Here is a 14,668-nt window from a genome sequence, read left to right as displayed (position 1 = left end):
GCTACATCGCTCTATTTGGCATACGCTATATATAGTGTCTTTGCGTAAGTCCTGTTAATCTGCAATACCACATAACCCCGGTTAGCTAACCACTGAGCTTGCGGTCTATAACCCCAAGTATCTCGCGCCCAAGGTCCTCCATGAACTAAAAGCACTGCCGAAGTTGGACTGGAAACCCCCACAGGTTTAGTCAAGTACCCATGAATAGTTAAACCATCCTTAGCAGTATAAGAAACAGGTTCCATAGGAGCTAACTGTAAACCTTCTAGTTGTGGTTGGTTCGTAAACAAAAACGTTGTAGTTTTGGCAGAGCGATCGTAGGCATAATAATAAGCTGGTCCGTCATCAGTGAAATAAGATACTAACCAGTTTAGATCGTTAAGAGTTCGGTCTACGATCCGAAACTCGCCTTTGTGAGCAGATTTCAGGAATTCAAAATCTGCAACAATACTATCGTCTAAAATTTGCCATTCTAATTTGTCTTTGTAGAAACCTACTGCTTCAATGTTACGAGTAGTAGGATGAATGATAGCGCCACTAAAATCATATTGAGGGTCTTCAGCAACTACCTTTTCTTGACGAGCAACGAGATCGAGAGCAAGTAGACGTAGAGCATTAGCATCGTGATTACCTGATATATAGAGAATTTTCCCATCATCTGAGAACATAACTGGACCACCTTCTTCATCTGGCCCCCAGTGTCGCATAGTTTCCCAAGATTTTTCAGTAGTTTCCCTATAAACTATCTCGGAACCTCCATCCTCAGTTCTGGCGATCGCTGCCCGGACTTGAAATTGAGCATCAGCAGTCCAAGCAATAAGATTTCCGGGGTTATGGGTATCAAATTCTACTGCACCATTATTGAGGTTGATGCGATAAACGTCGAAGCTTTGGGGGTTTTTCAGGTTCAATCCCACCAATATTTGGTCAGGGAAATTATGATCTATATCTACTATATTTGCTTTAACTCCTTGGAATGGAGTTAAGTCGCGCACCATGTTTGATTGAATATTTACTTGATAGAGATGAAAATTTTCATCACCGTCAGCATCTTGGAGGTATATCAGTTGCTCTTGGTTATAAGTCCAAAAATAGATCCGAATGCCTCGTTTTTTGTCGGCAGTAACTTGGCGATCGTCTTCTTTACCTACAGTTCGTACCCATACTTGCAAAACGTTTTTCTCATCTGGAGCAATGTAGGCAAGATATTTACCATCGGGGGACAGTTTTGGGTTAGTCCGTTCGGGGTTGCCAAATAAAATGTCGCGGGAAATGAGAGGTGTGAGTTGAGTCATTTCAGTTATCAGTTATCAGTTAACAGTTATCAGCAGCAAAGTGATTTTTTTTTCCCTTAGAAGGGGCAGCAGACCTTATTTTTTGGTCATTTTTGAGTTTGCTGTTTGATTTTTTGTAGTTATACCGTTTCTCAAAAGTAATGCTATAGCAACAATTATGAGATACATTTACGATCCCCCTAAATCCCCCTTAGAAAGGGAGACTTTGAAGACTCCCCCCTTTTTAAGGGAGGGCGGGGAGGAGCTAAATACGATCCCCCTTAGAAAGGGTAACTTTGAATACTCCCCCCCCTTTTTAAGGGGATCTAAAGCCATACCTCATAGATTAAAGAACTGCTATATATAAGTTTATTTCTGTATAAACACATTGTAGGGGCAAATGGTAGTTTGCCCTTACGCATCCTTTTTCATAGGTGGTATTAAATATATTTTACCTTTCCAGCTTACTTTACATTTTGTAATATTTACCTACAATAGATGTAGTGTAAACCTACCTTGACTTTTTATGTTACTACAAGCTAACCAACGGACAAAGTTAGATGATTCTGACGATCGCTTATTTTATTCTTTTCCCAGATTTGTCACCCATGTGGATGAAGGGTTTATCGATCAGTTGACCAATCTATATCGCGATCGCCTCAAACCTAATACTCGAATTTTAGATATGATGAGTAGTTGGGTTTCTCATTTACCAGAGGAAATAGAATTTGCCCATGTTGAAGGACATGGTATGAATGAGGAAGAATTGGCAAAAAATCATCAATTAAATCATTACTTTGTTCAAAATTTGAATCAGGATTTAAAAATACCTTTCCCAGACAAAGATTTTGATGCTGTAGTAAACTGTGTTTCGATTCAATATTTGCAATATCCTGATGCTATATTCCATGAAATTCATCGTATTCTTAAACCTGGTGGGATAGCGATTATGAGCTTTTCTAATCGGATGTTTGCTCAGAAGGCGATCGCTGCTTGGCGAGATAATTCGGAAGAGGGAAGAGTCAAGTTAGTAAAGAGTTATTTTGAGTCTGTAAAAAATGCTAATGGTGTTCCAGGTTTTAGTCAGGTAGAGGTAATTTCTCAAAAGTCAGATTTACCTAGTTTTTTGCAGATGTTAGGTTTGGGAGGAGGCGATCCTTTTTATGTTGTAATTGCTTATCGTCAGGTTTAATCTGAGAACGAAGTCCTTGCAATCAATAACTTTATGAGACAAGAAACTCTCAAGTAAAACTTTGAATTAGAGGTGAGGGGGTGATGATACCCTCATCTACTGTAACTTTCAAAAAAGTATGTTATACGTAGCAGCCAGCAATAAGAAAGCCCCAGAACAGCAATAATGAACTTTTTCAGCCAGGATTAATTGCAACTAGATTGGTATTTGAGCCAGAATTAACTGCAACCTCGCTGTGGATTATTTGCAACTAGCCAGCAATAACTTTTTTGAGCCAGAATTATTTGCAACTAGACGTGTAAAGAAAACGAACGTTTTATTACTCTTGGTTTCAAAACTCTGAATCAACGAGAAAATCTCCTTTTTCAAGTTAAGAAAACTGTGTACTTCACTAACTCCGAAACTGCTGAATAACTTCTCAACACTTGCATAACCTAACTAGGCTGGGAAATATAAAGCTGAAAGTACATTTTTTTACTATGTCCAATAACCCAATAAAGACCACAAAACAAGACATACACCGAGAAAACAATATCTTGATGTCCCTCAGAATTACATCAATTCTAGTTTCTACTTATCTTTTTTCTGGTTTGATCGGTTGTTCGTTGACAAATTTCAATGAATGGAAGAAACAAGATTATCCATCCCTTGGGACAAAAGTTGTTGTAGCTAGTCTAATAGATGATTATAATCAAGCTCTTGATTTTAATTCTCAAAATGTTTCTCTTAACAATAGCTTGGAAATTTTCTCTAATAGAGAAGAAAACTATCAACAATTAGCTGATTTTTACGATGCAATTAAGCTTAATTCCAATGACACAAAGAACAATAATATTTGTTCTTTACCTGTATCAGCATCGCAATATAATTATTTGAATACTCAGACTTCATCACTCCATAATTATTCTGATCATTCAATATGCACTATCAATTTATTCTACGAGATTCCAAAAGGAATTCGGCAGTAAGATAATTGTGTCTAAATATATTTTTATCTATTTATTTGTCCTTATAAGACTTAAAACCCAAGGTTTTGCTAACTTCAAGCTGTTTTAAAAAATTATAAAATTTGACATAAGTAAAAATGTTTAAAAATCAAACATATATAGAAAAAAATAGACAAAGAATTCCATCACTTTTAGTTTATATTTCTCTTTTTTTGACTTTGATGGGTTGTTCTTTGAGCAATTCCACAGAACCAACAATAAAAAATTCTTCATCCCCTGAAGCAAAGGTTGTTTCATCTATCACAATGGATAGTTATGATAAAGCTATTGAACTTAATCCTAATGATGCTGATGCTTACTTTAACAGAGGGGTTGTCTACCATCAGCAAGGAAAATGTGAACAAGCTCTAGCTGATTTCAATAAAGCTATTGAACTTAATCCTAAGAATACTGATGCTTACTTAAACAGAGGAAATGTCTACAATTGTCAGGGTAAGTATCAACAAGCTATAACTGATTATACTAAAACTATCGAACTTAATCCTAATAATTTTAATGCTCACCTCAAAAGAGGTGATATATACTATCAACAAGAAAAGTATGAACAAGCATTGGCTGATTTTAATAAGGCTATTAAACTTAACCCTAATGATTCTAATCCTTACAATAATAGAGGTTTAGTTTACTATAAGCAGAAAAAATATGAACAAGCTTTAACTGATTTTAATAAAGCTATTAAACTTAACCCTAATGATTCTAATCCTTACAATAGCAGAGGGAATCTCTATTTAGACTTAGGTAAATATGAACAAGCTCTAGCTGATTTCAATAAAGCTATTGAACTTAACCCTGACGATTATAATCCTTACAATAACAGAGGTTTAGTTTACTATAAACAGAAAAAATATGAACAAGCTTTAACTAATTACAACAAAGCTATTGAAGTTAATCCTAACTTTGTTCATTCTTACAAGAACAGGGGCGCTCTTTACTCAGACTTAGGTAAATATGAACAAGCTCTAGCTGATTTCAATAAAGCTATTAAAGTTAATCCTAACCTGGCTAATAGTTACTATAATAGAGGCTTATTTTATCATAAGCACAAAGAATATGAACAGGCATTAGCTAATTACAATCAGGCTATAAAACTGGAGCCTAACTATGCTAATGCTTACTATAATAGAGCTGAGATTTCCAATCATATTGGACAATATCAAAAGGCGTTAAATGATTATAATACAGCTATTAAACTTAATCCTAATAGTTCTTCTCTTTACTTGTCACGGGGGCATTTATATAAGAAACAGAAGAATTATCAACAGGCTATTATAGATTATAACAAGGCTATTGAACTTAATCCCAATGATGCTGATACTTATTATAGTAGGGCTATTTTTTACAATCACCAGGGAGATTCTGAAAAAGCTCTAGCTGATTACACTCAAGCAATTCAACTTAATCCTGAGTTTATTGCAGCTTATAATAACAGAGGTTTAGTTTACTATAAGCAGAAAAAATATGAACAAGCTTTAGCTGATTTTAACCAGGCGATTCAAATTTATCCTTACTTCGTTTTTGCTCACATCAATAGAGGTAAAATATACGATAAACAACGAAAGTATGAACAAGCTTTAGCTGATTTTAATAAAGCAATTCAACTAGCACCTAACTATGCTAGTGCTTATTATAGTCGCGGTCGTACTTACTACAAACAAGAAAAATATGAACAAGCATTAGCTGATTTTAACAAAGTAATTCAACTTAAACCTAACTATGTTAATGTTCATTATCGTCGGGGTTATGTATACTATAAACAAGAAAAATATGAACAAGCTTTAGTTGATTTTAATAAAGCTATTGAAATTCACCCTAACGATGCTTATGCTTATTATCGTCGGGGTCGTATTTACTACAAACAAGAAAAATATGAACAAGCTTTATTTGATTTTAATAAAGTAATTCAACTGAAACCTAACTATGTTAATGCTCATTTTAGTCGCGGTCGTATTTACCACAAACAACGAAAATATGAGCAAGCTTTAGCTGATTATACCAAAGTAATTCAACTTGATCAGAACGATGGCTCTGCTTACTACAATAGGGGTTTGATTGAGAAAAATCAAGGAAATATACAGCAAGCTATCAAAGATTTTGAAAAATCTGGGAATTTATACAAGCAACAAGGGAATCAAGAGTATTATCAAGATGCTCTCAATCAACTCAAACAGTTAAGATAAAATTAGATCAAGGAAGGAAGTTAAGGTAAGAGTAGAACATTTTTTTTCTTACTAATAGTTCCGTATATTCCCAAAAAAATGAAGTATAATTGTGCTAAAAATTTACTTGTAAAAAAAAGTTTAATATATGGTTTTTCCAATGCGATGGTTGTCTATTTTTAGTGTTAATACTCTGATGTTATTTAATGTCAGTTTTGCTATATTAATATTACCTGGTTGTCAAAGTGGTGAAGAAGTTATTACTCAAACAGACAAGAGTGCAGAGGAAGTTATTACTCAAGCAGATAAGAGTGCTGAAGAAGTTATTACTCAAGCAGATAAGAGTGCTGAAGAAGTTATTACTCAAGCAGATAAGAGTGCTGAAGAAGTTATTACTCAAACAGACAAGAGCGCTGAGGCTGAAAGATTATTTAATCAGGGAGATGAACTGTATAAAAAAGATACAGCAGAATCTCTGAAAGGAGCGATCGCTAAATGGGAAGAGGCACTATTACTATTTAGGAAAACGGGTAATCTGAGTAGGGAAGCACATACACTATATAATATGGGTCTTGTCTACTATGATTTAGGGGAAGAACAAACTGCACTCAATTACCTTGAGCAAGCTTTACCTCTCACTCGGCAAGTAGGCTATGAGGCTGCTGAAGCAGTCACTCTCAATAATATTGGCAATGTCTACCATAGTTTAGGAGAAAAACAAACTGCACTCAATTACTTCGAGCAAGCATTACCTCTCAGTCGGCAGGTAGGATATGGAGAAGCAGGGATTCTTAATAATATGGGCAATGTCTACCATGATTTAGGAGAAAAACAAAAAGCTCTCAATTACTACCAGCAAGCTTTACCTCTCAGACGACAAGTAGGCGATCGCCGTGGGGAAGCAGGGACTCTTAATAATATGGGTGGTGTCTACGATAGTTTAGGAGAAAAACAAAAAGCTCTCAATTACTACCAGCAAGCTTTACCTCTCAGACGACAAGTAGGCGATCGCCGTGGGGAAGCAATAACTCTCAATGATATGGGCTATGTCTACGGTAGTGTAGGAGAAAACCAAAAAGCTCTCAATTACTTAAATCAAGCTTTGCCTCTCAGACGACAAGTAGGCGATCGGCGTGGGGAAGCAGTTACTCTCAATAATATTGGCACTGTCTACAATAACTTAGGAGAAAAAGAAAAAGCTCTTAATTACTACCAGCAAGCTTTACCTCTCAGACGACAAGTAGGAAATCGCCGTGGAGAAGCAATAACTCTCAACAATATTGGCCTTGTCTACCGTAGCTTAGGAGAAAAACAAAAAGCTCTCAATTACTTTGAGCAAGCATTACCTCTCAAACGACAAGTAGGCTATCGCCGTGGGGAAGCAGTTACTCTCAATAATATTGCTCTTGTCTACGATAGCTTAGGAGAAGAACAAAAAGCGCTCATTTTCTACAATCAAGCATTATCTCTCAGACGACAAGTAGATGATCGGGGTGGGGAAGCGACTACTCTCTCTAACATTGCTTCGCTCAAACGTAGCCAAGGTAAACTCACCGAAGCACTAACAGACATTGAAGCAGCTATTAAAATAATCGAAGACCTCCGTACCAAAGTTGCTAGCCCCGAACTTCGCGCATCCTACTTCGCCACTGTCCAGAATAGATATGAATTCTACATTGACTTACTCATGCAACTCCACAAACAAAACCCCAACAAAGGCTATGACTCCAAAGCCTTCCACGCCAGTGAACGCAGTCGCGCCCGTACCCTCATCGAACTCCTCAACGAAGCTAGTGTCGATATCCGCCAAGGAATAGATCCCCAACTCGCCACCGCAGAAAGAAAACTCCAACAACAACTCAATACCATTGAAACCCAACGTATCAAACTCCTCAGTGGAAAATACATCCCCGAACAAAAAGCTGATATAGAAAAAACAAGAGACCAACTCATAGATGAATACGACAAACTCCGTGACAAAATTCGTACTACCAGTCCAAATTATGCAGCCCTAACCCAACCTCAACCCCTCACCCTTAAAGAAGTTCAACAACAAGTATTAGATAACGACACCTTACTTCTACAATATTCCTTGGGTGAAGAAAGCAGTTATTTATGGGCAGTCACCAAAGACAGCATCCACAGTTATCAACTCCCTTCCCAAGTCAAAATCAAAAATGTGGCCACAGAGTTGATGGTGAGAACAACCAGTCCATGGGAACGCAAAGACATAGGAAAAATTGATAGTGCTGCTGATGAGCTAACAAAAATTCTGCTCAAACCAGTTGCTGATAAATTAAACAAAAAACGTCTATTAATAGTTGGCGATCGCTTCTTACAAGAAATTCCTTTTTCTGCCTTATCAATACCAAATACCGATGGAGAAAGTGATGGTTATCAACCTTTAATAGTTAACCACGAAATAGTACATCTGCCTTCAGCTACTACTATTGCCAACATCCGCAACGGCACAAAATCTCGGAAACTTGCCCCGAAAAAAGTTGCTATTATTGCTGATCCAGTATTTAGCCGAGAAGATACTAGACTAACAGGAAAAACTACAACATCTACAGTAGCATCTCGGAGTGCCGCTTTCCCCCTAGAAGCACAACAATTAGATAGAGCAGCCAGAGATGTTGGTATTAAGTGGGAGAGACTTCCAGCAACTCGCACTGAAGCAGAAGCAATTATGGCTTTAGTACCAGAGTCAGAACGGACTCAAGCTTTTGATTTTCAGGCCAACCGAGAAATAGTAACCAGCCAGGAATTAAGCAAATATCAGATTGTGCATTTTGCTACCCACGGTTTTGCTAATGGTAAGCAACCAGAATTATCAGGCGTTGTTATGTCGTTAGTAGATAAAAATGGTAACTGGCAAAATGGTTTCCTCCGACTGAATGACATTTTTAATCTGAATTTACCAGCAGAATTAGTAGTATTGAGTGCGTGTCAGACAGCCAAAGGCAAGGATATTCAAGGAGAAGGCTTGGTAGGGTTGACAAGAGGATTTATGTATGCAGGGGCAAAACGGATAGTAGGTTCGTTGTGGCGAGTGGATGATTCTGGAACAGCAGAGTTAATGTCACAGTTTTATCAAAGGATGTTGAAGCAAGGGTTGTCACCTGTGGAAGCATTGCGGACGACGCAGTTGGAGATGTTGGAGGAGGGAATAAGTCCGTATTATTGGGGGGCGTTTACATTGCAGGGTGAGTGGCAGTGATGTTTTTCGATTTTAGTAGCTAAAGCAAAACTAAGATGAACTGCCAGAGTAGTTTTGCCTCCCCCTCCCTTTTGACTTTAGATAGCCTAAAACTTTCTCTAGTTTTAAGCCAATTAGTGGAAAGTTGATGATTTAGGTACGAAAGATTTGATGGTGAAATATTATCAACGGGTATTGAATAATGAGGGGCGTTCTGAAGCAATGCAACAAACGCAGTTAGAGATGTTGGGAAAAGAGGGGTATAAGCATCCTTAATCCTTGCGTTCTAGTTGCAGTTAATTCTGGCCGAAAAAGTTATTGCTGGCTAGTTGCAAATAATCCTGGCTGAAAAAGTTCGTTATTAGCTAGTCCGAGGCTTTCTTATTACTGGCCGCTACAATTAGTAATAAGGTTATAACATTTTGTAGATAAGAATGCTATACAGGACTTACGCATTTTAAGGAAACGTCAGGGTTTGAGATTGCTTTCTATTGTCCCAATTATATTAATGATCTAGTTTTGCGTAAGTCCTGGTTATCTTTGAGTTGTCATCTGCCCACTTCCTATCTCTCCATGACAAGAATATCAAGAATATATAGAAAAAATGGGCGAGATTTGATGTTAATTTCGCGCTTGTTCTTAGTAACCAAAAAATAAGTTTCCAGGAGCATCAGGATCATCACTATGATGAAATTCCCGTAATAATCTCACGAATTCCTTTTTAGTTATACTGCCATCACCATTTAGGTCTAACTTGGGAAAAATTTCTACAGCTAACTCTTCAGGAATTCGCCAACTCCAATAAAAAGTTTTGTACTCTTCCAAACCAATAACCCCATCTCCATCGATATCTAATAACTCGAAAATCTGATTTGCTAGGTCAACAACTATTTGGTATATATTTGGACTATTGATCCGACGATCGCTATATTTGAGCCATTCTGTTAGCTCAATTTTACCATTATTGTTTTTATCCGCATCTTTTTGTAAACATTCCCAGTCTTCCATAAAGCTTGCATAGAGTTGTTTGTATTGTGGCATTTCCTGAGTTAAATTACGCGCTCTAGCAAGATTGTGAAATATTTCCTCAAAATCGTCTTTTTCTACTACACCATTTCGATCGGCATCATAGACTTGAAATAAGCGCGTCCACTTTCTTTTTTGCAATGTGGTAGTATAGGAACCAAAAAGTGAGTTTCCAGGAGCATCAGGGTTATCACTACGATAAAATTCCCGTAATAATCTCACGAATTCATTTTTATTTATATTACCGTCACCATTTAGGTCTAAGTTGGGAAAATTCTCTACAGCTAAATCTTCAGGAAGTCGCCAACTCCAACAAAAAGTTTTGTACTCTTCCAAACCAATAACCCCATCTCCATCGATATCTAATAACTCGAAAATCTGATTTGCTAGGTCAACAACTATTTGGTATATATTTGGACTATTGATCCGACGATCGCTATATTTGAGCCATTCTGTTAGCTCAATTTTACCATTATTGTTTTTATCCGCATCTTTTTGTAAACATTCCCAGTCTTCCATAAAGCTTGCATAGAGTTGTTTGTATTGTGGCATTTCCTGAGTTAAATTACGCGCTCTAGCAAGATTGTGAAATATTTCCTCAAAATCGTCTTTTTCTACTACACCATTTCGATCGGCATCATAGACTTGAAATAAGTGTGTCCACTTTCTTTTTTGCAGTGTGGTAAGCATATTTTTGTTTCCTCCAGTAAGAGTAGATTAATTTTTTTTCTACCCAACGTATTAGGCTTGAGCTGAAACTATTTGATATACTACTATAGTTTAAAAAGGAGTAAACTGAAGTTAGCAATAGAAGTCTAAAAGTATTACAAAAAACTATTTAAGTTGTAATATTTTGGTGGTAGGCAAGCCGTCGAATTGGCGAGGTACAGAATTCACCCATGTTTTCAGTTCAAATTAACTATTATAGAAATTGTCACAACTAATTATAGGATTGCTATAGGTTAGTTATTATTTAGAGATAAATAGCATAAAATCATCAAAATGTCAATCAAATAAACCACAAAATATAATACCAATTCCCCAAAATAATGCTATACTTATTCAACACTTAAAATCTTTTAAGCAGAAGGTGCTATTCAGTAATCTTTTTCAGAATAGCCTTTGCTTTTTAAAGATATATTATTCCTAGTTTTATACCTCACAGTCTCCCCTTAACTACTAATAGTTAACCTATCAGGCAAGGATCTGTAGTAAAATTTTTGATATTTGGTATAGATTGAGTATATTAGCTTTTAGTAAACTACAATATTTTGTTATTTATAAAATAATTTAGTAGTCTAATTTTTCGACTCAGATTAAATTGGTAATTTTAATTAAAATAAACTCAACAAATGTGCTATAAAAATAAATGGGAATTATTTTAAATCCCTAGTTGTCAAAAAAACAATTTTAGTCAAACAATTAATTTAATTACAATGATTTCACAAGAAAATACATTTAACATACAAGAATTAGAAACTATTGTTGGCAAAGACAATATCAGTTTATGGGAAAATATAGATCCAACAAAAAAACAACAAATATCACGGGCGATCGCTCCCAATAATACCATTAATTGTATCGTTTATCCAGAAACTCAAACACAATTATCTGATGTCGTTGCTTGCTGCGCCAAAAATAACTGGGTGATATTACCTTGCGGTAGTGGTAGTAAACTCCATTGGGGAGGGTTTGTCAAAGTAGATCCAACTACTCACCACCAGGGAATAATAGTTGTCAGTAGCGATCGCCTCAACCGTCTTATCGAACACGCTGTTGGTGACTTAACCGTTACCGTGGAAGCGGGGATGAAATATGCAGAATTACAAGCAACCCTGGCAAAAACAGGTCAATTTCTTGCCATCGACCCCGCTTATCCAGAAACTGCAACTATTGGCGGTATAATTGCCACTGCTGACACTGGTTCCCTACGTCAACGCTACCGGGGTGTGCGAGATATGTTATTGGGTATTAGTTTCGTGCGTTCAGATGGAAAAATTGCCAAAGGAGGAGGACGGGTAGTTAAAAATGTTGCAGGTTACGACCTAATGAAATTATTTACAGGTGCTTATGGCACATTAGGTATTATTAGTCAAGTTACTTTTAGGGTTTATCCCATACAAGAAGCATCGGGAACTGTTGTTTTAGTAGGAGAAAAAAATAATATTGCCCAAGCAACTCAAACTTTATTATCTTCTGCATTAACACCTGTTGCTTTTGACTTACTTTCCAGCAATTTAGTTGAACAATTAGACTTAGGAAAAGGTGTAGGATTAATAGTAAGATTTCAAACCATAATAGACAGTGTTGAAGAACAATCTAATAGATTATTAGAAGTAGGAGATAAATTAGGTTTAAATTCCACCAGATACCAGGATTATGAAGCAGAATTATGGAATGAATTAAAACATAAAATTTGGCATTCTCAGGAAAATACAGAAGTAATTTGTAAGATAGGAGTAATGCCTAACAAAGCTGTAGAAATTTTCAATCAACCAGCTCTAGAAAAAGGTTTGGGATTAATTCATGCAGGTATTGGTTTAGGAGAATTACACTTTAATTCAGTTAGTCCTGAAAATATTTTAGAATTACGGCGGTGGTGTGAATCTGTAGGTGGGTTTCTAACAGTTTTAGCAGCGCCATTAGAGATGAAAGAAAAACTTGATGTTTGGGGTTATCATCAAAACGGTCTTGATTTAATGCGTGGAATTAAACAAAAATTTGACCCTCAAAATATTCTCAATCCTCATTCTTTTGTTGGTGGAATTTAAAAGAAGATCTCTCCCCCGACCCCTCTCCTGCAAGGAGAGGGGAGAATATTCCCCCCCTTCCCTTGCAGGGAAGGGGGTTGGGGGGTTAGGTCTTAGTTGAGATGCCCTACTACGATCTAATAACTGAAAAAGCTGATAACTGAAAATGACCCAATGTTTAAATCCTGACTGTTTAAAACTTAACCCACCAGAAACAATATTCTGTCAAAACTGTGGTGAAAAATTAGTTTTAGCCGAACGTTATTGTCCTATAAAAATTATCGGGCAAGGAGGTTTCGGCAGAACTTTTCAAGCAGTCGATAAATACAAACCTTCTAAGCCTTTTTGTGTAATTAAACAATTTTTTTCTCAAGCACAAGAAACTCAAACTTTATCAAAAGCTGCTGAATTATTTGCTCAAGAAGCTGAACGTTTGGATGGTTTAGGTAGACATCCACAAATTCCTGAACTTTTAGCATATTTTACTCAGGATAATCGACAGTATTTAGTACAAGAGTTTATCGACGGGCAAAATTTACAACAGGAATTAGAAGAGTCGGGAGCTTTTGATGAAGGTCAAATTTTGGAGTTATTAAAAAGTTTATTGCCTGTGTTGGAATTTATTCATTCTCAACAGGTAATTCATCGAGATATTAAACCAGAGAATATTATTAGGAGAAAGAATAATAATCAATATCCAGTGCGAGCTTCTAGCTCGCCAGAAAATATTATATTGGTAGATTTTGGGGCTGCAAAATATGCCACAATGACTGCTTTAGCTGTGACGGGAACTGTTATAGGTTCTGCCGGATATGTTGCACCAGAACAGGCAGTAGGAAAAGCAAGTTTTTCTAGCGATATTTATAGTTTGGGTGTGACTTGTATTCATTTATTAACTGGAGTGGAACCTTTTGATTTATTTGATGTGAGTGAAAGTGATTGGGTATGGCGAGATTATTTACAGTCGAGTGTGAGTGATGAACTTGGAAAAATATTGGATAAAATGATTGTCGGAGCGACTAAGAAAAGGTTTAAAAATGTAGGGGAAATTTTGTCTCTTATTCAGCCTCCTCGTAAAATGCAAATATCTCAACCACCAATTATTCAACCTACATTTCAACTACAAAAACAATTTACTTCTCCACCACAAATATCTCCACCATCAAAAGCAGAATCAGAAAAAGGAGAGCTATTTACTTTTGAAGTTGTGACTGTCGATAACTCTGGCTATATTATTAACCGCACTCAGAGAAGTGCTAGGCAAAAAATAGAAGATTTAGGTAATGGAATTAAGTTAGAAATGGTTTATATTCCTGGGGGAAGTTTTCTCATGGGTTCGCCAGACAATGAAGAGAGAAGAAATAAAAATGAAAGTCCTCAACATGAAGTTACTCTCCAACCTTTTTATATGAGTAAATATCCTATTACTCAAGAACAATATTTAGTTATTATGAGAAATAATCCTTCTAGGTTTAAAGGAGGAAACCGCCCAGTAGAAAATGTGAGCTGGCATAAAGCTAGAGAGTTTTGCCAAAACTTATCTTTGAAAACTAAGAAAACTTACACCTTGCCAAGTGAAAGTCAGTGGGAATATGCTTGTCGTGCAGGAACAACAACACCTTTTTATTTTGGAGAAACTATAACGTCTGAGTTAGTTAACTACAACGGCAACTATCCTTACGGCAATGCTCCTAAAGGAAGATATCGGCAAGAAACAACTGAAGTCGGAATTTTCCGACCCAATGCTTTTGGTTTATACGATATGCACGGCAATGTCTGGGAATGGTGTCAGGATACTTGGCATAGTAACTATAATGGAGCGCCTAATGATGGTAGTGCTTGGGAAACCCAAGAAAAGGGGTTTTTCAAACAGATAATTAGTGGAAGAGGACTCAAGGTGCTCCGTGGCGGTAGCTGGTACGGCTATTCTAGGCATAGCCGTTGCGCCAGGCGTAGCCTCTACCTTGCCGTCTACTTCTACGACGATAGGGGTTTTCGGATTGTCTCGTCTGTGTCGGTGGTTTCTGCTTTTGGTTCCTAGGATTCTTCCCCTTTATTCTTTTG

The 14,668-nt window shown here is 36.7% G+C and carries 8 protein-coding genes and 1 pseudogene; 7 read left to right on the top strand and 2 right to left on the bottom strand.

Annotated elements, in window-relative coordinates:
• Positions 1-11: 11 nt before the first annotated feature.
• On the bottom strand, positions 12-1,295 hold the full coding sequence (locus ACP6PL_RS20800) for a S9 family peptidase (protein WP_426547183.1): 1,284 nt from the start codon (positions 1,293-1,295) through the stop codon (positions 12-14).
• 505 nt (positions 1,296-1,800) lie between these two features.
• Here ACP6PL_RS20800 and ACP6PL_RS20795 point away from each other — a divergent pair.
• The 5 genes and pseudogenes from ACP6PL_RS20795 to ACP6PL_RS20775 form a co-directional block, all read left to right on the top strand.
• A complete protein-coding gene (locus tag ACP6PL_RS20795; RefSeq protein ID WP_426547182.1) occupies positions 1,801-2,466 on the top strand; it encodes a class I SAM-dependent methyltransferase in 666 nt (221 codons plus the stop codon).
• Between the two features lie 479 nt (positions 2,467-2,945).
• A complete protein-coding gene (locus ACP6PL_RS20790; protein ID WP_426547181.1) occupies positions 2,946-3,434 on the top strand; it encodes a hypothetical protein in 489 nt (162 codons plus the stop codon).
• Between the two features lie 116 nt (positions 3,435-3,550).
• Positions 3,551-5,650 carry a tetratricopeptide repeat protein gene (locus ACP6PL_RS20785; protein WP_426547180.1) on the top strand — a complete coding sequence of 700 codons (2,100 nt, stop codon included), beginning with the start codon at positions 3,551-3,553 and terminating at the stop codon, positions 5,648-5,650.
• Between the two features lie 127 nt (positions 5,651-5,777).
• Positions 5,778-8,849, top strand: a complete 3,072-nt coding sequence (locus ACP6PL_RS20780) for a tetratricopeptide repeat protein (protein ID WP_426547179.1) — start codon at positions 5,778-5,780, stop codon at positions 8,847-8,849.
• Between the two features lie 129 nt (positions 8,850-8,978).
• A pseudogene (locus ACP6PL_RS20775) lies at positions 8,979-9,104 on the top strand (CHAT domain-containing protein); the annotation flags it as partial.
• Positions 9,105-9,467: 363 nt separating this feature from the next.
• Here the strand turns inward: ACP6PL_RS20775 and ACP6PL_RS20770 are convergent.
• The gene (locus ACP6PL_RS20770) at positions 9,468-10,544 is read right to left on the bottom strand and encodes an EF-hand domain-containing protein (RefSeq protein ID WP_426547178.1); all 1,077 of its coding nucleotides are present in this window, start codon (positions 10,542-10,544) and stop codon (positions 9,468-9,470) included.
• A 746-nt stretch (positions 10,545-11,290) separates the two neighbouring features.
• Here ACP6PL_RS20770 and ACP6PL_RS20765 point away from each other — a divergent pair.
• Both ACP6PL_RS20765 and ACP6PL_RS20760 read left to right on the top strand, forming a co-directional pair.
• Complete coding sequence (locus ACP6PL_RS20765; protein WP_426547177.1) at positions 11,291-12,625, top strand: FAD-binding oxidoreductase; 1,335 nt, start codon at positions 11,291-11,293, stop codon at positions 12,623-12,625.
• Between the two features lie 145 nt (positions 12,626-12,770).
• Positions 12,771-14,645, top strand: coding sequence for a bifunctional serine/threonine-protein kinase/formylglycine-generating enzyme family protein (locus ACP6PL_RS20760; protein WP_426547176.1), 1,875 nt, complete (start codon positions 12,771-12,773; stop codon positions 14,643-14,645).
• Positions 14,646-14,668: the final 23 nt, after the last annotated feature.

The organism is Dapis purpurea BLCC-M126, from assembly GCF_050015975.1.
Classification (GTDB): domain Bacteria; phylum Cyanobacteriota; class Cyanobacteriia; order Cyanobacteriales; family Microcoleaceae; genus Trichodesmium.
Note: the sequence above shows the minus strand (reverse complement) of the source record. Positions and strands in the feature narration are given on the sequence as shown.

Excerpts from the sequence above, each read along its gene's own strand:
- ACP6PL_RS20770 (WP_426547178.1), bottom strand. The coding sequence starts at position 10,544 with ATGCTTACCACACTGCAAAAAAGAAAGTGGACACACTTATTTCAAGTC.
- ACP6PL_RS20785 (WP_426547180.1), top strand. The coding sequence starts at position 3,551 with ATGTTTAAAAATCAAACATATATAGAAAAAAATAGACAAAGAATTCCA.
- ACP6PL_RS20760 (WP_426547176.1), top strand. The coding sequence starts at position 12,771 with ATGACCCAATGTTTAAATCCTGACTGTTTAAAACTTAACCCACCAGAA.
- ACP6PL_RS20780 (WP_426547179.1), top strand. The coding sequence starts at position 5,778 with ATGGTTTTTCCAATGCGATGGTTGTCTATTTTTAGTGTTAATACTCTG.
- ACP6PL_RS20790 (WP_426547181.1), top strand. The coding sequence starts at position 2,946 with ATGTCCAATAACCCAATAAAGACCACAAAACAAGACATACACCGAGAA.
- ACP6PL_RS20765 (WP_426547177.1), top strand. The coding sequence starts at position 11,291 with ATGATTTCACAAGAAAATACATTTAACATACAAGAATTAGAAACTATT.
- ACP6PL_RS20800 (WP_426547183.1), bottom strand. The coding sequence starts at position 1,295 with ATGACTCAACTCACACCTCTCATTTCCCGCGACATTTTATTTGGCAAC.
- ACP6PL_RS20795 (WP_426547182.1), top strand. The coding sequence starts at position 1,801 with ATGTTACTACAAGCTAACCAACGGACAAAGTTAGATGATTCTGACGAT.